Annotated in this window: 20 protein-coding genes; 8 read left to right on the forward strand and 12 right to left on the reverse strand. The window is 59.0% G+C overall.

The features are described 5' to 3' along the window. Positions 1-44 precede the first annotated feature (44 nt). Positions 45-431 (reverse strand): VOC family protein, encoded by a 387-nt coding sequence (locus tag BLQ92_RS27955; protein WP_090689323.1) that lies wholly within the window; start codon positions 429-431, stop codon positions 45-47. A gap of 134 nt (positions 432-565) precedes the next feature. Between BLQ92_RS27955 and BLQ92_RS27960 the strand changes: the two genes are divergently transcribed. Further along, entirely contained in the window at positions 566-1,639 is a 1,074-nt protein-coding gene (locus tag BLQ92_RS27960) for a S1C family serine protease (protein WP_090689325.1), read from the forward strand. Positions 1,640-1,831: 192 nt separating this feature from the next. After that, complete coding sequence (locus BLQ92_RS27965) at positions 1,832-2,101, forward strand: hypothetical protein (RefSeq protein WP_090689328.1); 270 nt, start codon at positions 1,832-1,834, stop codon at positions 2,099-2,101. A 30-nt stretch (positions 2,102-2,131) separates the two neighbouring features. Here BLQ92_RS27965 and ggt read toward each other — a convergent pair whose 3' ends face one another. From ggt to BLQ92_RS27995, 6 genes are all read right to left on the reverse strand, one after another. Further along, positions 2,132-3,859, reverse strand: coding sequence for a gamma-glutamyltransferase (gene ggt, locus BLQ92_RS27970; protein WP_090689331.1), 1,728 nt, complete (start codon positions 3,857-3,859; stop codon positions 2,132-2,134). A gap of 99 nt (positions 3,860-3,958) precedes the next feature. Then, the gene (locus BLQ92_RS27975) at positions 3,959-5,362 is read right to left on the reverse strand and encodes an MFS transporter (protein ID WP_090689334.1); all 1,404 of its coding nucleotides are present in this window, start codon (positions 5,360-5,362) and stop codon (positions 3,959-3,961) included. A 206-nt stretch (positions 5,363-5,568) separates the two neighbouring features. Continuing rightward, positions 5,569-6,333, reverse strand: a complete 765-nt coding sequence (locus BLQ92_RS27980; RefSeq protein ID WP_090689337.1) for a phosphocholine cytidylyltransferase family protein — start codon at positions 6,331-6,333, stop codon at positions 5,569-5,571. Positions 6,334-6,359: 26 nt separating this feature from the next. Continuing rightward, positions 6,360-7,364, reverse strand: a complete 1,005-nt coding sequence (locus BLQ92_RS27985; RefSeq protein WP_090689340.1) for a flippase-like domain-containing protein — start codon at positions 7,362-7,364, stop codon at positions 6,360-6,362. After that, positions 7,361-8,179: a HalD/BesD family halogenase gene (locus BLQ92_RS27990; RefSeq protein WP_090689343.1), complete on the reverse strand. Its 819-nt coding sequence runs from the start codon at positions 8,177-8,179 to the stop codon at positions 7,361-7,363. The genes BLQ92_RS27985 and BLQ92_RS27990 overlap by 4 nt, the downstream gene beginning before the upstream one ends. Beyond that, on the reverse strand, positions 8,176-8,859 hold the full coding sequence (locus tag BLQ92_RS27995; RefSeq protein ID WP_090689346.1) for a CDP-alcohol phosphatidyltransferase family protein: 684 nt from the start codon (positions 8,857-8,859) through the stop codon (positions 8,176-8,178). Before BLQ92_RS27995 ends, BLQ92_RS27990 begins: the two co-directional genes overlap by 4 nt. Before the next feature lie 236 nt (positions 8,860-9,095). Between BLQ92_RS27995 and BLQ92_RS28000 the strand changes: the two genes are divergently transcribed. Then, positions 9,096-9,530: a hypothetical protein gene (locus tag BLQ92_RS28000; protein WP_090689348.1), complete on the forward strand. Its 435-nt coding sequence runs from the start codon at positions 9,096-9,098 to the stop codon at positions 9,528-9,530. 40 nt (positions 9,531-9,570) lie between these two features. Here BLQ92_RS28000 and BLQ92_RS28005 read toward each other — a convergent pair whose 3' ends face one another. Beyond that, complete coding sequence (locus BLQ92_RS28005; protein ID WP_090689351.1) at positions 9,571-10,107, reverse strand: hypothetical protein; 537 nt, start codon at positions 10,105-10,107, stop codon at positions 9,571-9,573. A 624-nt stretch (positions 10,108-10,731) separates the two neighbouring features. Here BLQ92_RS28005 and BLQ92_RS28010 point away from each other — a divergent pair. The 3 genes from BLQ92_RS28010 (at position 10,732) to BLQ92_RS28020 (ending at position 13,201) form a co-directional block, all read left to right on the forward strand. After that, entirely contained in the window at positions 10,732-11,889 is a 1,158-nt protein-coding gene (locus BLQ92_RS28010; RefSeq protein WP_090689353.1) for a porin, read from the forward strand. A gap of 264 nt (positions 11,890-12,153) precedes the next feature. Beyond that, positions 12,154-12,495: a sugar ABC transporter ATPase gene (locus tag BLQ92_RS28015; RefSeq protein ID WP_090689611.1), complete on the forward strand. Its 342-nt coding sequence runs from the start codon at positions 12,154-12,156 to the stop codon at positions 12,493-12,495. Positions 12,496-12,682: 187 nt separating this feature from the next. Beyond that, positions 12,683-13,201, forward strand: coding sequence for a metal-dependent hydrolase (locus BLQ92_RS28020; protein ID WP_090689356.1), 519 nt, complete (start codon positions 12,683-12,685; stop codon positions 13,199-13,201). A gap of 133 nt (positions 13,202-13,334) precedes the next feature. Here the strand turns inward: BLQ92_RS28020 and BLQ92_RS28025 are convergent, their stop codons facing one another. The 3 genes from BLQ92_RS28025 to BLQ92_RS40800 are packed head-to-tail and all read right to left on the reverse strand — an operon-like array spanning position 13,335 to position 16,333. After that, a complete protein-coding gene (locus BLQ92_RS28025; RefSeq protein WP_090689358.1) occupies positions 13,335-13,850 on the reverse strand; it encodes a hypothetical protein in 516 nt (171 codons plus the stop codon). Continuing rightward, entirely contained in the window at positions 13,847-16,147 is a 2,301-nt protein-coding gene (locus tag BLQ92_RS28030; RefSeq protein ID WP_244106461.1) for a DUF6531 domain-containing protein, read from the reverse strand. Before BLQ92_RS28030 ends, BLQ92_RS28025 begins: the two co-directional genes overlap by 4 nt. Positions 16,148-16,165: 18 nt before the next feature. Continuing rightward, entirely contained in the window at positions 16,166-16,333 is a 168-nt protein-coding gene (locus tag BLQ92_RS40800; RefSeq protein WP_244106459.1) for a hypothetical protein, read from the reverse strand. A gap of 620 nt (positions 16,334-16,953) precedes the next feature. On the opposite strand from BLQ92_RS40800, the gene queF reads away from it, so the two are divergent. Both queF and BLQ92_RS28040 read left to right on the forward strand, forming a co-directional pair. Beyond that, a complete protein-coding gene (gene queF / locus BLQ92_RS28035; protein ID WP_090689361.1) occupies positions 16,954-17,757 on the forward strand; it encodes an NADPH-dependent 7-cyano-7-deazaguanine reductase QueF in 804 nt (267 codons plus the stop codon). After that, positions 17,754-18,710 (forward strand): VUT family protein, encoded by a 957-nt coding sequence (locus BLQ92_RS28040; RefSeq protein ID WP_090689363.1) that lies wholly within the window; start codon positions 17,754-17,756, stop codon positions 18,708-18,710. The genes queF and BLQ92_RS28040 overlap by 4 nt, the downstream gene beginning before the upstream one ends. Before the next feature lie 7 nt (positions 18,711-18,717). Here the strand turns inward: BLQ92_RS28040 and BLQ92_RS28045 are convergent, their stop codons facing one another. After that, complete coding sequence (locus BLQ92_RS28045; RefSeq protein WP_175772946.1) at positions 18,718-19,269, reverse strand: XRE family transcriptional regulator; 552 nt, start codon at positions 19,267-19,269, stop codon at positions 18,718-18,720. Positions 19,270-19,705 lie beyond the last annotated feature (436 nt).

Raw genomic sequence — 19,705 nt, forward strand, 5'->3', positions numbered from 1 at the left:
TGACGCCCCGCTTAGCGTTCCATGATAGCGAGTTTTGGGTGCCGTCAAATCTGCCGTCGCAACGGCTTCGCAAAGCTCAATTCGTGACCGTCCGGGTCGGTAATGTGGAAATAGCGCTCGCCCCACGGCGCATCCGAAGGGGCGAATTCAGGCTGCAGTCCGGCCGCCAGCGCCTTCCGATAGATGCCGTCCACGTCCGACACGTAAATGATCACACGCCCCCACCCGCGGACTGGGCCGTGGCTGTCGGCAATCAGGTTCAGGAACGACGTACCGAGCGCAAAGGATGTAAACGTTTCCTGCGCACCGCCAAAATTCAGAGGGAAACCGAGCGCCTCATAAAATGGCACGGCCCGGGCCATATCGCGCGTCGCTAACGTCACGGCGCTCAACGATTCGATGCGCGGTTCCTCTGACGGGTCGGTCTTCATCGTGGTCTCCTCGCGTCGTTTGCGCATAGGGGCGCATAGGGTGTCGGCACGGCCAGTTTCTCATACCCGCGGCCATGCCTTGAAAACAGATGGACAGCCCTGCAGTTACGCTCCCACCCGTTCGGAGCTTCGTCATGGGAAGCCGTCCCCGTTTTATCGATGATCTATCGCGCGCCGCGTCCGAGCCTGCCAATCCGCCCGAGCCCGCCACTTCCGCTGCGCCGTTGCAGCCAGCCGCGCCATCCGCACTCAGCGACGACGCCTTGCTCGACGCCTACTCGCGCACCGTGATCGGCGCGCTGGAGCGCGTCCAGCAGGCCGTCGTCTTCATTTCCGTCGAACACCGCACGCCTGCCCATCCCGGCGGGCACGGCACGCGCGGCGGCACCGGCTCGGGCTTCCTGTTCACGCCGGATGGCTACCTGCTGACCAATAGCCATGTCGTCCATGGCGCCGTGCAGATCCAGGTGACCCTCGCGGACGGCAGCAAGTTCGCCGCCGATCTGGTCGGCGACGACCCCGGCAGCGACCTCGCCGTGCTGCGTATCGGCTCAGCCGAGCCGCTGCCGCACGTCGAACTCGGCGAATCCGGGCGGCTGCGGGTCGGTCAGATTGCGATTGCGGTGGGCAACCCGCTCGGCTTGCAGCAGACGGTCACCACCGGCGTGGTGTCCGCTCTCGGCCGCTCGCTGCGCTCGAACTCGGGACGCATGATCTACGACGTGATCCAGACCGATGCGGCCTTGAACCCCGGCAACTCTGGCGGCCCGCTGATCAACTCGGCGGGTCAGGTGATCGGCGTGAATACCGCGATCATTCCCGGCGCTCAGGCCATCTGCTTTGCTACCGCCATCGACACCGCCAAGTGGGTCATCATGCAGATCTTCGCGTATGGCAGGGTACGGCGCGCTTATATCGGCGTGGCGGGTACCACGACGCCGCTGTCGCGACGCGTACAACGCTACTTCGGCCTGAGTTCGACAAGCGGCGTGCGGGTGATGGAGATCGTCAAGGCCAGCCCCGCCGCGCTCGGCGGCCTGCGCACCGACGACACGATCGTCGCCGTCGACGCGCTGCCCGTCGATGGCGTCGACACGCTGCAGCGCGTGCTGGATGCTTCGCGTATCGACCGCCCGGTCAACGTCACGGTGTTGCGCGGTACGCAGCGGCTCGAGTTGCCGCTGACGCCGGTCGAGCAGACAAGCTAAGCTCGTAGCGCAGAAGACCTCAACGGAGAAACGCAAGAAAGAAGCGCAGCAGTGTCACGACGATTTTCTATACTGGGAAAACAACCCTCGGACAGCAACCATCCTGGATGGGATTGCACTTGCATGGGATCGGAGTAAGTGCTCTGCATGGGACAAGAGTAGCGCGCTAACTTCGATCGACAGGAGAACAATGTGACAGGCAGCTATAAGGTGCGAGTCACGCGGGACACCGCCGACTACGACGACTACGGCGTGCCGCGAGTGACACGAACCCCGGCGCGCGTGGAGATTGCCGCATCGCAACGCGAACTGGTGTTTGCCGATCGCGCTGCCTTGCAGCAGTTTATCGACGCCTGCATCCAGGCCCGCGAAGAAGCATTCGGCACAGCATCGGACCCGGCTCTCTCCGATGCGGACAAAGCGGCATGGGGACGGTTCTTCGGACGATTTACCGAACTGTAAGCACACCCCCGCCGCCGCTACATCAAACGCTCACTGAATCACCCGGGTCACACCGCGGCCGCGCGGATCGGCAGCCGGCTCAGGCGTATCGCCGTTGACCTTGATCGCCTGGATGTCGCCGCTGAATTCCTGGCCTTTCAACGTGTAGCCCTTCGCTTCGATCTGCTGCGCGAGCTCGCCAGTGATCGGATGGTACGGCTCCCAGAAGATCGTATTCGGCGGCAGCAACTGGTGATGGAAGCGCATAGCGGCCACCGCGTCGGGCAACGGCATATTGAAGTCGTAGACGTTGTTGATTACCTGGAAGATCGAGGTGAAGATGCGCGAGCCGCCTGGCGTGCCGATCACGAGCGCCACCTTGCCGTCCCTGGTGAGGATGGTCGGCGTCATCGACGACAGCGGACGCTTCTTCGGCGCGATCGCATTCGCGTCGCTACCCACCACGCCGAACTGGTTCGCCATGCCCGGCTTGGCCGAGAAGTCGTCCATTTCATCGTTCAGCACGATGCCCGTACCGTCCGCCACCACGCCCGAGCCAAAGTAGCCGTTGATCGTATAGGTGTTCGATACCGCGTTACCCCACTTGTCGATCACCGAGAAATGCGTCGTCTCGGCCTTCTCCGGCATCGAGGTGCCCAGCCCCGGTTGTACGCTCTGCGTGTCCGACGGCTTGGTCGGGTTGACCTCGGCGGCCCGTTTGGCGATATATGAATCGTCGATCAACTGCGCGACCGGCACCTTGTAGAAGTCCGGGTCGCCCAGGTATTGCGCGCGATCGGCAAACACGCGCTTCTCGATTTCCGCGATCAGGTGTACGTACTGCGCCGAGTTGAGCGGCACGTCCTTGAAGTCGGGCGCGAGATCCTCTTTCATCTTCAGCAACTGCACGAGGCCAATGCCGCCCGAGCTCGGCGGCGGTGCGGTAATCACGCGATAGCCGTTCCAGTTCGCCTGGATCGGCTCACGCCAGACCGCCTTGTATTCCTGCAGGTCGCGCTTCGTGATCAAACCGTGTCCGCGCATGGATGCGGCGATCAGATCGGCCGTCTTGCCGTCGTAGAAGTCTTTGGCGCCGTCATTGGCAATGCGCGTTAGCACAGCGGCGAGTTCCGGCTGCTTGAAGTTGGTACCCGCTTTGAGATTGCCGAAGTAGCTGTCGAAGTTGGTCTTGCCTGCAAAGTCTTTGGCCGCATCGTCACGGCGCTGTTGCAGTTGTTCGCTCACCTCGAAGCCGTTAGCCGCGTACTTGATGGCGGGCGCCAGTACCTGCTTCCACTTCAGCTTGCCGAAGCGGCGTTGCGCTTCCCACATGCCTTCGACCGTGCCCGGCACACCCACTGCGCGATAGCCGAACAGGCTCGCGCCCTTGATGACCTCGCCCTTGTCGTCGAGATACATGTTGCGCGTGGCAGCGAGCGGCGCCTTTTCGCGATAGTCGAGAAAGTAAGGCTTGCCGTCGACATACAGGGTCATGAAACCACCACCGCCAATGTTGCCTGCTTCCGGATAAGTCACAGCAAGCGTAAAGGCAATCGCCACGGCCGCATCGACTGCGTTGCCGCCTTCCTTGAAGATCTGCTCGGCGGCGTCGGCGCTGAATTTGTCGGCCACTGCGATGGCCGATGCGCTAAGAACAGCCGGCTGCTGATCCGACGTCTTGGCATAGGCCGGCGCTGTTTCGAGAAAGCCGCTCGATGCGGTAAGGAATGCAGCCACCGCAAATGCGGTAGCGGACAACTTTACTTTAACCAATGACATTCACTGCCCCCATGACCATTCTTTAGCTGAAAGAAAACGTCTACCTTGGGCTTATAGCATGCAACCGCGGGTTTTGCGAAGCTTAGGGGTAGTCCTAACTTACGCCTTTCCTCTCCCGCCCCTGGCAATTTCATCGCCGCTTCCCTGGGGCAAGTGTGCGGTCACCGGAATCGAGCCGAGCGAGAACAGCCCCACTACCAGAAACGCCGGCCAGAAGTCCGACCACACAATCGCCGGATGTCCCTGCAAGTGGTGCGAGATCTGCAGCACAACGCCGCCGATCGTGACCCCAAGCCCCAGCGAAATCTGCTGGATCACGCTCGCCACGCTGGTAGCGCGGCCGATGTCGCGGCTCGGGATATCCGCATAGGCCAGCGTATTCAACGAAGTAAACTGCAGCGACGGGAAGAAGCCGCCGAACAACACCACACACCAGATCGCCCAATGAGACATGCCCGGCGAGAACAAGCCATAAACGGCAATCGCCAGTCCCGCGAGTCCCGCATTGACCATCAACACCTTGCGGAAGCCGAACCGCCCAAGCACGCGCGAAGCAACCGCTTTCATAAAGATCGAACCGAAGGCCGAAGCGCAGGTAATCGAGCCGGACACGAAGGCAGTCATGCCGAGCCCTTCCTGCAGTGCCAGTGGTAGCAGGAACGGCACTGCGCCCAAGCCGATACGAAACAGCGACCCGCCCACCACGCTCGCGTGAAAGCTCGGAATGCGCAGCAGGCGCAAATCGAGCACCGGCAGTTCGACCCGGCTCGCGTAGAACCAGTAGATGAGCAGCAGTGCCGCGCCGAGCAACGACATGCCGATTGACAGCGTGTTCGACACCAGTTCCCCACCGACTAGCGAAAGCCCCAGCATAAACAGCGAAGCGCCCGCCGCCGACAACACGAAGCCGGGCCAGTCGAGACGCCCCGGATGCGCCTCGCGCACATTGGCAATATGTTTGTTCGCCAGCCAGATGCCGAGCACGCCGATCGGGATGTTGATGAAGAAGATCAGGCGCCAGTGCAGGTAGGTGGTGATGAACCCGCCAAGCGGCGGCCCCAGCACCGGCCCAAGCAATGCAGGCACCGTAAGGTAGTTGACCGCGCGAATGAACTCCGACTTGGGCATGGCGCGGAAGATGATGATGCGCCCCACCGGCACCATCAGCGCACCGCCCAGACCCTGGACGAAGCGTGCGAACACAAAGGTGCCGAGCGAGGTGGAGGCCGCGCACATCAGCGAACCGGTCATGAAGATGCCGATTGCGGTGCGAAACACCGTGCGTGAGCCGAAGCGGTCGGCCACCCAGCCGCAGATGGGAATGAATACACCGAGGCCGATCACATAACTCGTGATGGCAAGCTTAAGGGTGATAGGACTCTGCCCGAGGTCTCGCGCCAGAACAGGCAGCGAGGTCACGATGACCGTGCCGTCCACGTTTTCCATGAACATCGCACACGCGACGATCAGCGGAACGATGAATGCACCCAGATTAAGAGGCATTGGCAGGACGACGGGGGGCAAAGCCGTCGGCGTAAAGCCGCAATTATCGCATCGCCTCGGCAACAGATGTTGTCAAGAAACGTGATTTAAGCAGCACGGCGTGCTGCGCACGATGGTTGAGGACACAACGAAAGTGACCAGCCAGAAACGACTGTGCCGGCATTAGCCGGCACAGTCTCATAGCAAACCAGAACGGCAAGCGCAGCTTAACGCGGCACGGTCACCAGCGGCTGCAACTGCGGCAGGATCTCGGCGCGAGCCCGCACGACATCGTTCGGGAAGTCAATCTCGATCCACGGCGCACCCGTCACGTCGGCGGTATCGAACACCTGGCTGCGTTCCAGCAGCAGGTCGCGCACCGCCTCTTCGTGCGGCATATTCGCGCGGCCGCTGTCGATGTAGCCCGCGACGATCTGCGCGAAGCGTCGTGCGGTTTCCTCCCGGAAACGGAAGAAACCAACCGACTCGCCAATCGTGTCGTAGTCGAGGTTCACGGCGAGCTGCTTGCGCAGTTCGACCGGCACGCCGTCCTTCAGGCACAGCTTGACCGGCTCGTCACCCGCTTCGAAATCGCGGTCGATCAGCAGCCGGTTGACGGTCTCGCCCGCCACCAGGGCATTCAGGATGCGCTCGTCATACAGCACGTCGGCGTCCATCAGCAGCACGTCGCCACCGCGCGTCAGCGGCTCGGCCACCGTGTGCACGGTCAGCACGCTGCCCAGGTCGAAACGCGGGTTGATCACGGTCTGGACCGGATGCGGCCAGTTGATGCGCTTCAGTTCCGCCTCGACCAGTTCCGGCTGGAAACCGAGCGCCAGCACGACGTCGGTGACGCCTGCGGTTTCGAGCATCTGCAGATGCCGCTCGAGCAGGCTCACGCCGTCGAACTGCAGCAGGCATTTCGGAAACTGTTCCCCCGGCGGGAGCTGGAGACGCAGGCCAAGGCCCGCAGCGAGAATAATGGCACGCATGCGTGGTCCCTTTCTAAAAAGTAGCGTTAATCGACAGCCGGCACACGCGTCGCGCGCCGACGCTGCCAGTTTCTTTCACTGAAATGCAGATACAACAGGCCCGGCAGGCCCAGCAGGATCTCGCGGGCGCGCTTGGCAAGCGACAATGCCAGCGCAGCGTCTGGCGGCAGGCCGACCAGCGGCGCAAGCAGCAGGTAGCCGCCCTCCTGCACGCCGAGCGAACCGGGAATCGCAAAAGCCGCGCCTCGAATCGCCTGACCGATGCTTTCGAGCAGCAGCGCATCGACCCAATCGACCGGATGACCGAGGAAGCGCAGCGCGAGCCACACCTCTACCGTGCCGACGATCCAGCCCACCAGGCTCAGCGCAAAGTTCGCCAGCACCCGCAAGCGGTTGCGATAAAGCTCCTGCACGGCGCCGTCGACGGCGTCGGCACGCATGGTCAACGCCGACCAGTCGCGCTTGCCGAACACCTTCGAGACCACCCGCAGAAGCCGCCCGAACAGGCCGTGCCGCTGGGCGAAGAAAAACAGGCCGATCAGCCCGGCAAGCACGCCGGTAGCGATAAGAGTGGCCGTACGCAGGTCGTGCAGCGCACCTTGCGCCGCATAGGCGCCGAACAGCAGCAAGCCGAGCAGGGCAAAGACAATTTGCGCGAGCGCCTGCAGCGTGGTGCTGACGGTGATCGTTGCCGCGGCGTCGCGCATGCGCATGCCGTGCTGCGACAGTTGCCGCACGACCACCACCGGTCCGCCGATCTGGCCGGCCGGCAGCAGGCTATTGACCGACTCACCAGACCAGCGCGCCAGCAACGCGTTATGCAGGGCAATATTGTCGCGGCGCCGGTCGATCAGCACGACGATGGCGGCCGAGTCCAGCACCAGCGGCACCAGATGGAAGGCCGCCACCAGCGCGAGTCCCCAGCCGGCGGCCATGAGCGTCGAGGTGACCGAGCCGAGTCCCTGCCAGGCGAGCAGGCCGACGAACAGCGCGACGCCGATCGACAGCAGGATCATGGCGGCGCGAGTCATGACCCCGCCCCTTTGCGTTTGGTCATCTGACGGAACACCTGGCGAAAACCAAAATAGGCGATCGCGTCTTTCATGTTGGAGATGAAACGCCGCCACGGGCGCATATTCGGATCGGTGACGTATTCGAACGTCAGCGACACACGGAACTCGTTGGCGCCGGCCGGTGTGACGCGGTGGCGCAGCTTGTCACCGTCGAAGAACACCAGGCCGCCCGGGGGGATCTGCACGGAGCCGGGCACATCGGGCACGTCTGGGTTGCGAGTATGCAGTTCGTAGTCGAGCCGGCAGGACGAGTCGTCGATCACGCCCAGCAGCAGCGTATAGCGGCGGCCGTCGTAGTACGAGGTGTCGTAGTGCCAGCCGATATGGTCGCCGGGCCGGGTGTAGTAATACAGCGCATAAGCATGCGGATCGTCCGCCGGCGAGACCATCAGCTTGTCGCCGCTCAACTGCTCCAGCCAGCCGATCAGTTCCTTCGAGCGATACAGCTCGGCGATGAACGGCGCCAGACGGTCGATCGTATGACGGCTCACACTGCCGCCCTGCTTGTGGCCAGGCAGGTAATTGCGGTTGACCTCGTCGAGCAGCGCGCGGGCGCTATGCACCAGTTGTTCGGTGACCTCGGGGGCGAGGAAGTCTTCCATATAGAGGAAGGCGCCCTGGTCGGCGAAGTCCTGGCGCAGGCGCGGCGTGTCGAACTGACGCGTGCGGCTGGCGACCGCGCCATCCGCCTCGGGGGCGGCCGGCGCCGGTGCGGCGGGTGCGCGGTCGAAAGAGGCTTGGCTGAGCACGTCTTCTTCGGCCTGGGTACTCATGGACTAACCTGCATTTGACGGGTTTCGCTTGCCGGACGCGCGGCGCGGCGCACCGCGCGGCGATAGTCCACGATCACCCAGATGGCGAAGAGCGGCGCGCCGATCGAGGCGGCCACCACAAACGGTGTAACAACGCTGGTCAAAGTGACGAGCGGCAGCAGATAGAGTACATCCTCTGTCTCGAAACCGGCCACGGACGCCTGTTTGGTGCCCGCTTTGCCTTCCATGTCTTCAATGCGCATACGCAGGAAGAAAATTACCGCGACTGCCACGCCGGCAAGACTGCCGAGAAACACGCCCGGCACAACCCGGCCGGCTTCATGCACCGTGCCTATGCCGAGGCCCATGCCGACGAACAGGAGGATCGTCACCAGTGCGTCGCAGGCCAGATCGTAAAAATGACCGATCCGGCTCGACTTGCCGCTGATGCGCGCGAGTTCGCCATCCGTATGGTCGACAAAATTCGACAAGACGATCAGCAGCGCGCCTGCGTTAGTCCAGGCGAACCCGCCGCGCGCCAGGCCCAGCGCGCCTGCGACGCCGATCAACAGACGCAGCGTGGTGAGGTGATTGGGCGTGACGAATGTGTTCACAAGCGGCGTGACGAGCCGGCGGGCGAGCCTCGCGTCCCACGTTTTCGGGACCGGAACGTTTTTTAAGGATAATGGTCGAGAATTCATAACCCGGAAATATATACGGTTACGAGAAACCTTGCAGTTTCCAATCGAAATTTCCGGCTAGCCGAAGCAAACTCTTGACAGAGGCCACTTGAAGCAAGAATCCTCGAAGGTTGGTAAAGTGCGAATCCTGTTACGCCTGTAACGCCGCGTAATCCCGATGGACAACCCGGCGTGGCGGCTTTTCCCGTGCTGCCCCGCTGCGCACCTGCCATTGTGTATACGCGACTCAGAAGCTTATGAAGCACGTTTTTTCTTCCGCACTCCTCGCCCTGGCGGCCGCCGCGCTGCCGCTTGCGTGTCACGCCACCGCGCTCGACGCGCCGCTGGCCTGCGACGAATCGGGTCATCAGTTCATTGCGGACCTCGCCCAGCAGCAACTGATCGATCCGACCCCGATGCGCGTGGAAAGCAACTCGATCAATGCATTCCGCCCCGCCAAGGGTGCCGATCTGAGCGCCTTCGGTTTTCATGTGTTTGCGGTGGTCGGCTTCGAGAAGGACGATCCGATGTTCAAGACCGGCGACGGTGAACCGCTCGCCAATTCAGCTTACGGCGCCGTGGTGTTCGGTAGCGACACCAGTGTGCAGAATGCAGTGACGCAGGCTGGCAGCACGGCCATCGTGCATCACGTCGGACCGCATATCACGGCGATTTTCTGCAAGCGCAATTGAGGCGCGTGGACGCGCCGCGGCAGAGCCTTCCGTTTCAGTATTAGCCTGGACGGCGAAAGCCGTTTTCCACCCAAGCGGCGGCGTTCACCTTACCCAGCTTGAAGTTGGGCGCTACTTTCACCTGCGCGAGCTGCTCGCCGAAGGCGTCGAACGCGCTCAGCAGCGCGTAAGGATCGTCCTCGCTCGGCACGATGTCCAGCGTGATCTCCAGTTCACCGTCGCCGGAAGGCGAATCCACGGTCACACGCTTGTGCAGCATGGCGTGCAGTTGCTGTTCGTGACGGCGCAATACCTCCGACGCGGTCTTCACCAGCGTATTGAAAGCCCCGGTATCGAGCGGCTTCGGATTCTTCTTGTCACGCCCCATCGTCCAAGGACCGACCAGCGCCGGCTCCGGCTCCCCGTCCTTGATCATCTCCACCGCCCAGCCGTCGTCGTCTTCATTCTTGATGACGCGCGCCGTCCAGCCGTCGTCGCGCCACAAACGCGCCTCGTGCAGGGTCTCGGGCACTTCGGGAAGGTCTTCCGTCGCGGAATCGGCAGCGGTGTCGGGCGAAGGAAGGGGCGTATCGGTCATTGCAGGGTCGCTCAGGTTCGGAACAGATTCATCAGCACAAGGGCTGGATTCTACCCGTCCGCGCTGGCCCCAGGGACGGCCTACGCCAAACAGCCAGGGCTGCCGATTATTTCTGTTTGTAGAAAAATATTTTTCTGGATTACTTGGAACTTATAATCGAATCTAATACAGAATAAAAAAACGCGGCCCGAGGGCCGCGTATAAACAGATGAAAAAGACACCCTTGGTCAAGGGGTGAACCGAATTGTAAAGCGAGTAACCCGAGGTAATCACCGCAATAACTGGAATAGTGTCTTCCAGGAAACTGAATAATCGAAATCTTATCGTTGCGGCCCTTTTAATTAATCGGCTCAGCCGCCAGGGCCGGGCGTCGCGCGTGTGCAACAACCAAAACGGTTGACACACCGCTCCATCTCTAAATTCAAATCCAAAATCGCTTTATTTACTTGCACTTACGGAAATCAAATCCAGCATTCCTGATTCAGGAAAGCATTGTTGCGCGAGATAGGGTTAATCAATTTATCAGAGGGAATACACTTCGCTGCGAATCCTCAGGCGGCCGGCGGTATCGGCATTAAGCCCTGCAAGGCGATTCTCTACGGACTGACTCGGAGTTAAAGAAGCATGAAAAAAACCCTCATCGTCGCGGGCATCATGGGCGCGTTCGCCATCAACGCTCACGCACAAAGCAGCGTCACGTTGTACGGCACGCTGGACGCTGGTCTGGTCTATACGAACAACCAGGGTGGCCACAACAACTGGCAACAAGGTAGCGGCACGGTCTCGGATACGTACTTCGGCCTGCGCGGCAGCGAAGACCTCGGCGGCGGCCTGCATGCCATCTTCACGTTGGAAAGCGGCTTCAACCTGAACAACGGCAAGTTCGCTGAAAGCAACACGATGTTCAACCGTCAGGCTTTCGTCGGCCTGCAAAGCGACCAGTACGGCACGCTGACCCTCGGCCGTCAATATGACTCCGTGGTCGACTATCTCGGCCCGCTGTCGGAAGCAGGTTCGGGCTACGGCAACAACCTGGCCGCTCACCCGTTCGACAACGACAATCTGGACAACTCGTTCTCGATCAAGAACGCCGTCAAGTACCAGAGCGCCAACTACGCGGGTCTGCGCTTCGGCGGCCTGTACGGCTTCAGCAATGACGCTGGCCAGTTCGCCAACAACCGTGCATGGAGCGCCGGCGCTTCGTACAACAACGGTCCGCTGAATGTTGCTGCTGCTTACCTGCAACTGAACAATTCGCTGGGCAGCTCGAACTCGGGCGGCGCAGTCTCGGCAGGCGACGGCAACAATGCCAACCTGACGGCGGCACTGCAACGCACCTATGGCGTGGGCGCGAACTACTCGTACGGTCCGGCTACGGTCGGCTTGCTGTGGACTCACACGCAAGACAACAACCTGATCGCCGGCGGCCAGAACGGCGTGGGCTTTACGGTGCCGACGGGTACGAACCTGCACCTCGACAACTATGAAGTCAACGGCAAGTACGCACTGACTCCGGCGCTGAGCCTGAACGCAGCGTACACGTTCACGGACGGCAAGGTCACGGGCGGCACGACTTCGGGCGATCCGAAGTGGCATACGGTTTCGCTGCAAGCTGACTACTCCCTCAGCAAGCGCACCGACGTCTACGTGGAAGGCGTGTACCAGCACGCGTCGGGCCAACTCGGCGATGGCAGCGCGAACGTCGCGATGATCAACACGCTGTCGCCGTCGTCGACCGGCAACCAGGTGGCAGCGACCGTCGGTCTGCGTCACCGCTTCTAATGAAGCTGCAGGCCGGATCGACCGATCCGGTCTGTTGAAAAACGCGCGCGTGACACAATCACGCGCGCGTTTTTTTATGCATCGAAGCGATGCGCAAACATCGAATCTTCATGCACGCGCAGGTATACTGGGTCAAGCCGTCTTCCATGCGGCGAGCTTCATCTGAAGTACTCGTCGCGGTCGACCGGCGGCTTCGTCGCGGAGCACCCTGTTCCGCCCGTGCCCCTGTTCCCGCGTCCGATCGGGAACACCGACGATCCGATCATGAAAAAACTTCTCTTGCTCGCACCCGTTGCTCTCGCGCTGGCTGCCTGTGGTTCATCAGGCCCCACGCAAGACGCCTCGCAACCAATGGTGTTCGTCACCTCGGCGCGAACCACCGCTGATATTACCGAGTGCCTCGAAAGCCGTCTGTCGCGCGTACGGGCGTCGTCCGTGGGCGGCGCGACCGAACTGGCGGTCGGCTCGGATTCCAATACCGCTTACTTTGTGACGCTGACACCGGTCAACTCCGGCTCGCAGATCAAGGTGATGCGGCCCGCGAACGCACCGGACGATCCACCGGAACCGGAAATGCGCTTCGATATCGCGCGCTGCGCGACGTAGGCGCGAGGCGTTGGGTCTGAGCGTTTCATCTGAGTGTTGAGCATCAAGCGCGTCGCTTGATGATTGAATCTCCAGCGCCGCGCATGTTTCGACACGCGCGGCGCTGTCTTTTTGCGCGGGCATCTGCGAACATAACCGCCCTTTGTATTCCTTTCGGCGGCGCGTGTGGCGCCGTGCGTTCCTCTCGATGGCATCAAACAAAGCACATCACGCTACCGGCTTCGCAGCCGGCGTCATCGCCGCAGCTATCGTTGCGCGCTGCAACGCAGGCGGTCCTTTTCATCTATGGGTGTTGCTGAGTTTCGTCGCTGCGGTGGCGGGCGGTACAGCTCCGGACTGGATGGAGGTGGCGTGGTGGTCGCGCAAGCGGCGCCTTTGGATCACGCATCGCACAGTCACGCATTGGGGTATTGGGTGGATCGTGCTGCTGGTCTCTTCTTATCGATGGCTTGGGCATCATCATCCGCTCGCTGCGCTCGCGTTTGGGTTCGCTTGCGGCGGGTTGATGCATCTGCTCGCGGACTGGCCTAATCCGCTAGGCGTGCCGTGGATCGTCGGACGTCACTCGCTTAACTGGTGGAATAGCGGCCACTGCGATTTGCTCGTGGTGGGGGCTTCGTGGATCGCGGCGTGGTTTGTGGCCGGCCATGTGTGGCTGCATGGCGTGCATGGGTTTGCGCTGCTGCAGCACTTGCGGGTGGGGTAGGTGGGGTATCAACGGAGAATGATCCCCGCTCCGTTGATCAATCGCCTTGGCCTCAACGGAGCGAACTCGTGTGTACTCTTTGCTGATGTGGGCGATCCATCAGGCCGGCGCGCTTAGCGCCGCCGGCCATTGACTACGGCTCAATCCGGAAGCCATTCGGAGCTGTGATGAAGAATGGGTAAAAACGCCTTGCACATTCCATGATATCTGGTGGACCATAGAACACCCCGACATCCCACGACCTGTCACCAAAAGCAATCCAGTCACCATCAACTGGCAAGAGCACATAGTGTTCATGATTCACTCCAAGCGCATCGGCTGGACTGTCGCCGGGATCCTGCATCATGAAGTGGAAAAACTCCTCATCGGTGTTTTCTCTGCCGTGAACGAAGCCCGGATATTTGCCAAAGTGATGGTGAAAGTAATTCAACGGATCTGGCTTCAGAATCAATGTCGCGAAGTCGCTCCTGCCCTCGAACGCCAGCAGCGTCTGTATAAGGTCGAAGAATTTTTGCGTCGCGATATCGATTGGATCGAAGTAGAGCAACTCATCGCGCGGCTTGCTCGCAAGCAACTGAACGCCCGCATTCGCGCGATTCCGTAGAGCCGTGAACGACGCTAGATCGCGGATGTAATCTAGTTGGGTCATTGCGTACCACCTTGAGGTTTATCCAATCGAATTTTAACCGTGGCCTTGTCTGCACCATTGGGAAAATACTCGGCCGTAGGACCACCGGACCTCGACTCGTCTCGCACTGTGTACTTGAGATCGCCCTTTCTGAAAATATCGGTTTTGCCGTCCTTGCTTAGCGTCTGCGCCCAACCCTCATTGCGCATATTTGCCTCGAACTCAACTTTCGTTACGTCCGTCTCGACATTGCGGACGCTAAATCCTTCTGTTGCATCTCTCCATTCCGAAGTGACCCGCCCCGGCGGAATCCCGTCCACCTCCGTCTCCGCGGCGGGCTTGCACATCTCCTTGATGCGCTCCCAGTTTTCCGCGACCTTCCTTGCACCCTGACCGATGCCGTATCTGACTACCGGGTTCTGCAAAAGCCGGTAGACAATCACGATACCGCGTACAGTTCCGTCAATCAGTCCCGCCGAAAAGTGACAGCCGCTGCATACGGTCGACGTGCCCAGCAAGTTATCGCCCAGCAAGCGGCTCGCGCCCTGGAGGTTGGCGGGCGGCCCGACTGGAGAGTCACCGTAGTTGTAGTTATCGATCCACTGATTGGTCTCGTCGCTGCTGATCGGAATATCCGAGCCGTCGTTCAGGTCGAGAATGCTGCCGTTATTCGCAACCGTGGCGTTACGCGACACAACCTGGCCGTCGGGTGAATAGCCGAACCTGACCTTGAAAACGCGTCGCACACCACCGTTCGCCGGACTCGCATATTCATTGAACTTGAAGAGATCAATTCGTCCGCGCCGGTCGTAGCGCAAGCTGAAATCACCCGTCGGGTTATAACCCTGCAGCGCGCGATGGGCGGCATCCCGCGTGATCATCTCCGTGGCTTTCTGAGGCGTTCCTAGTGCGATGATCGCAAAGGCGTTACCCGTTGAATCGCGTGTGACCATCCACTGGCCAGCGACCTTCCCATCGGCCATCTGTTGAACGAACGAGAGCCTGTTCGTTGCGTCATAGGTCATCCCATACGCGATCGTGACCCCATCCGCCTTTCCGGCTTCGAATGCGCTGGCGCCAGTTAGATCAGTAGTCGGTGTCTCGCTCACCCCGGTCGTGTTGCCGCTCGCGTCATACACGAAAGCCTGAATCAAGTTCGGCGACGCAATCATCGAAGGACGCAAACTCGTCCCATCGGCGTAACGGATCGTGGATATCGACGTACCCGTCGCGCTTTTCACGGTCGCCCGAACTGGCCGGCTCGCATCGTCGTAGCTGTACTCAGAAGTGCCGCCGCTTGCGTCAGCGTCCTTCTGCAGATTTCCCGACGCATCCCACGCAGAGCTGCTATTGCCCGCCGCAGAGGTGGTCCCGGTAGGCCGAAGCATCCCGCCAACCGACGACAAATTCAGCGTAGTGGCGCCTTTTCGACCGGTAATGACGGTCGAGCCGGTGTTATAGGCCAACTGAACATTTTGCGTGACATTCGGATGACTGACTCCCACCGCGCGTTCTTGGGCATCGTAGCTCCACGTCGCAATGCGGTTATCCGCCTCATCGATCTCGCCCGTCAGAGCATTCTTGAAACGCGCGTCGTCGTAGACATAGCGGTGTACATAACCATCGGGCCAGGTAACAGAAACAAGATTGCCATTCGCGTCATATCCGTACTGCGTCATGCGACCCAGGGGGTCGCTCAGGCGCGCCGGGCGGTTCTTATCGTCATAGTCGAGGCGAAGCGTGATGTCGTAGTTCGCGTCCGTACCCACTGCGTGCTGCGTGATTGTGGCCAGCAGTCCTGAGCTACCATAGGTTAATGTTCGGACAAATCCTGTCTTCGTCACCTCAGAAAGCAGCACGCCTTGGGCCGAATACGATTCGACGGTATCGGTCTTGAGATCGGTCAGCGTCCATCCGGAGCCGCTCTGTGCCAGTGCAAGGCCGGTAAAGCCAGCTGTACGCCAAATGCCGGCTGACCAGTTGAACGTGACAGGCTCACCGTTCTCGCGAAACGCAAGTACTTTGGACGAGCTACCGCTGTTGGCATTCGCGAGTCCCAGGTTGCGCTGCCAGCTATGGAACCAGACTGGTCCCATCGCCGTAGCGGAATTGCCTAGTGACCTGGATCGGTAGGTCCGGGTGAACAGCATCGGAATGTCGTCGCCGCTGACAAAGTCCGCTTCAGTCAGGGTGACAGCGCCATTGCCCGGATAGACCGGGTCGGCGACAGGACAGCTCGATTCGGGCTCTTCCGTAGTTGGTGTCGCGCACCACGCGTCGATCAGGGACCACGTGTTGATGCACGCGTAGTTCGCCATACTGCCCGGCACGCGCCCCTAAACGCCCCACCGGCAGGTCGGCGAACCTGGCACTGCGCCGGTCGCCGCATAGAGTGCGTTGCAGTCGGCCGCGTTGGCTCCAAACGCGAGCATCAGCAGCATGAATGCCGCGAGGAGGCGCTCCACCATGCCTGCTGAACTCTCTGTAACTCGGTTGTTTTTCATAGCCCTCCTTATTGGTTTTACTTGTTTGAAGTCCAAGCACCCTATAAGGAGCCTTCCATTCCAGCTATACGATAATTCTTAAAATTACAGATTCCATTCGTCTCGACAAAAGATGCTTTCGATGCAGTCGCCAAGGTTCGTAGGAAAGTATGAATAGACCTACCAGACACTCAGACCCGCGGGTGACGATAACCAGAAGATCGGCTATCCGTGTCAGATTCTCTGCCGACAACCTTTTGCAACCCACTCCCTCTGTGGGGCGTATTGGCATGCACACAATGCTCATTGCATGTCGCTGCTGATTCAGGCTTAAAACAAGGAGTATGTCAAACGGCTCGCCTAGCAACGTTGATAGGTGTCGTCATGCAGGGACTTGGGCTAGATTACAAACGCAGCAGAATCGCCCAGGCCCATGCGACACACTGATCTATGGCGCATCGGAGAACTCGGACGATCTATCGAATTCTCTGCAAATACCTTCACGACGAAGCGAAGATAAACCCATAGGGACCGCCATATTCGGCTGCCGGTTCGCGAATGAGCTTTGCGCCACGTGGATCGTGCATGCACGCGCCGTCGGAAAAGGTCGTTGGTAATAGTTGACGAACGCAAGGAACACTATGGAATTGGGTAAGGTTTCAGTTTACGAATCTCACTACAACCCCGAAAGGCTCTACGCCATCCCTCGTAAAGCCCAGAGAGATGAATTGGGTCTGACAGAGAATCTCCCTTTCGTCGGGCATGATTTATGGAACCATTACGAAGTATCGTGGCTCGATGCGCGAGGCAAACCGCATGTAGCGACTGCACAGATTGTGTATCCGTGCGATTCGGAGTTCATCATCGAATCGAAATCGATGAAACTCTATTTCAACAGCTTGAATAATTCGCGTTTTGCAAACACGGATTTGCTGCAGAAGACCATCGAAGACGATTTGTCGTCAAGACTGAGGGCAAACGCGTCGGTTTCCATTCAACCCCTTCAAAGTCATGCGCATCGCATTATTTCACCCCTCGAAGGCATTTGCGTTGATGAAAACGAGATTGATGTCGAAGGGTTTGCTCTGAATCCGGACTATCTCGAAGTCGAGACTGATTCCGCGGTGGAAGAAACGCTTTACTCGAATCTACTAAAATCGAATTGCCTGGTTACCGGCCAACCTGACTGGGGAAGCGTCTGGGTCAAATACAAAGGCAACAAGATCTCCAGGGAAGGTCTGCTTCGTTACGTCATTTCGTTTCGCGAACACCATGAATTCCACGAACACTGCGTAGAAAGGATATTCATCGATATTATGCGACGCTGCAGCCCTACGAGTTTGACAGTGGGTGCAAGGTACACGCGGCGTGGCGGCCTTGATATCAATCCGGTCCGTTCCACAAAGAGCCCGGAAATTACCAACCCTCGACTGATTCGCCAATGAATACGACAAGCACACATGAGATAGTGGGTGTTATCGAGCCCGGAGAGGTTGAGCAACTGACCTTGCGCGTCAAGGTCATCGGATCCGGTGTCTCCTTTGTGACGCGACCGAAAGATCTCTATACAAAAGAGTGGCTGCCTTGCTTTTCTGCTGAGGACGTTGCATATATTGCGTTCTTGAACGCCGCCTCATACGGAGACGGGAACGTTTCGATCAAGCACTTCCCAAGGAAGAAACACCGGCTGACGGAGTCGGTGGTGCTTATCACTATCCTGTTCGTTTGCTTCCTCATGATGTCCAACATGACTGCGTTCCGGATATCTGAGGTGACATTGCCGTGGCGAATTCTGGGTCAGGTAGCAACCATCCAGTTTCCTGCGGCCCTGATATTGTTTCCCGCGACCTTTGCTTTCAGCACGATCCTGACCGAAGTCTACGGATTTCATGTGAGCCGCCTGGTAATCTGGGGCGGGCTTGCCGCAAACTCGTTGCTTGTGCTCGGGGTCTGGCTGGTTTCACTCTTGCCAACGTCCCCTGTTTGGGCCGCTCATACGGGAATCAGCGTCAAGGCGTACGAGGGGCTTTTTTCCGGGTATGTCCGGACATTCTTTGCTTCGTCAATTGCCTATTTTTTTAGTGAATTCCTAAACTCCACCCTGCTGGCAAAATTAAAGGTATCAAATCACGGAAAACGACTTTCCCACAGAATTCTCAAAAGCACGGGACTGGCTGTAAGCCTTGATAGCACACTTTTTTGCTCAATCCTGTTTTGGGGAGTGCTCAGCGGCAAGGAGATTCTCGCAATTATTGCAGTGCAAATCGCAGTTAAATTCACGTATGAACTTGCCCTGCTACCATTTGTGATAAAGGTTTCCAGCCACCTGAAGAAGCGAGACCAGATCGATTACTACGATGTAAATACTATCTTTAATCCGTTTTCGCTCGCCGAATAGCGAGCAATTACTCCACCATCCGGGCTTCAGTCACGACACCGATGATTACATCGCCTGGTGAGTGAGGCACCGGTGGGATGGAAGGTGAATCATCAAGCTTCTTGAAGAGTAAAGTTGAACCATCCTTGATCAAGCGTCGTACAGCAGGATCCCCACCAGCGAAAGAGACGATTGCAACCTGGAAATCGCGGTAAAAACTGGATGGTTGAACAATAATAATTGAACCGTTTCGATACCGGGGTGCCATCGAAGGGGTTGTTTTTACTGCGAAACTTCCCTCTGCAGCTGGCTCGGAAGTGCTAATTCGCTCCCTCGGAATAGAGTCGTCAATACCAAACTTCGTGAAATGAATGATTTCATTCCAATCGAGAAGCGGGATGGTATTGAGATCGGCACTGCCAACAAGGTAATCGACCGTCGTGCCCAGAACACGGGCAATAGCCGCCACCGTACTAATCCGCGGATCTTTTGTCTCGCCGGATAAAATGCGGCTGACAGTGCCTTGCGGAACGCCTATCTGGCGTGCAAGTTCCGCATCTGATATTTCGAGCTGGCGCATAAGTGCGCATATGCGATCGATAAGAATAAAAGACTCGGATTTCATAACCTGGATTAAGTGCTAGAGCCTTGCGATCGAAGCGATTCGCATATCTGGGCAGACACCAAGACATACCACCTCGTCGCCCAATTCTTCAATTGTATCTGTTACAGCTATCTTTCAAGCCCATTGTTTGAACAAACAACACTTGCATATTTGCAAGTGTTGGGCGACACTCCCGCTGTGCCTAACGGAGTTGATCTCTTACAGAGTGGCTTAATCATTTCGCATGACTAAGCATTCATGAGGCAGCCTGACCGGATACGTTTTACATATCGACCGCCCGCTCAAAAATCCGGCGCACGCGTGGCGTGAACCCGTGTGCGTCACCGGCACGGAAGAAAGCCTGAACGAGCGCCAGGGAGCCACTCGTTCACGGTCTGGCGCGTACAGCAAT

Origin of the sequence: Paraburkholderia phenazinium, assembly GCF_900100735.1 — a bacterium.
Lineage (GTDB): Bacteria > Pseudomonadota > Gammaproteobacteria > Burkholderiales > Burkholderiaceae > Paraburkholderia > Paraburkholderia phenazinia.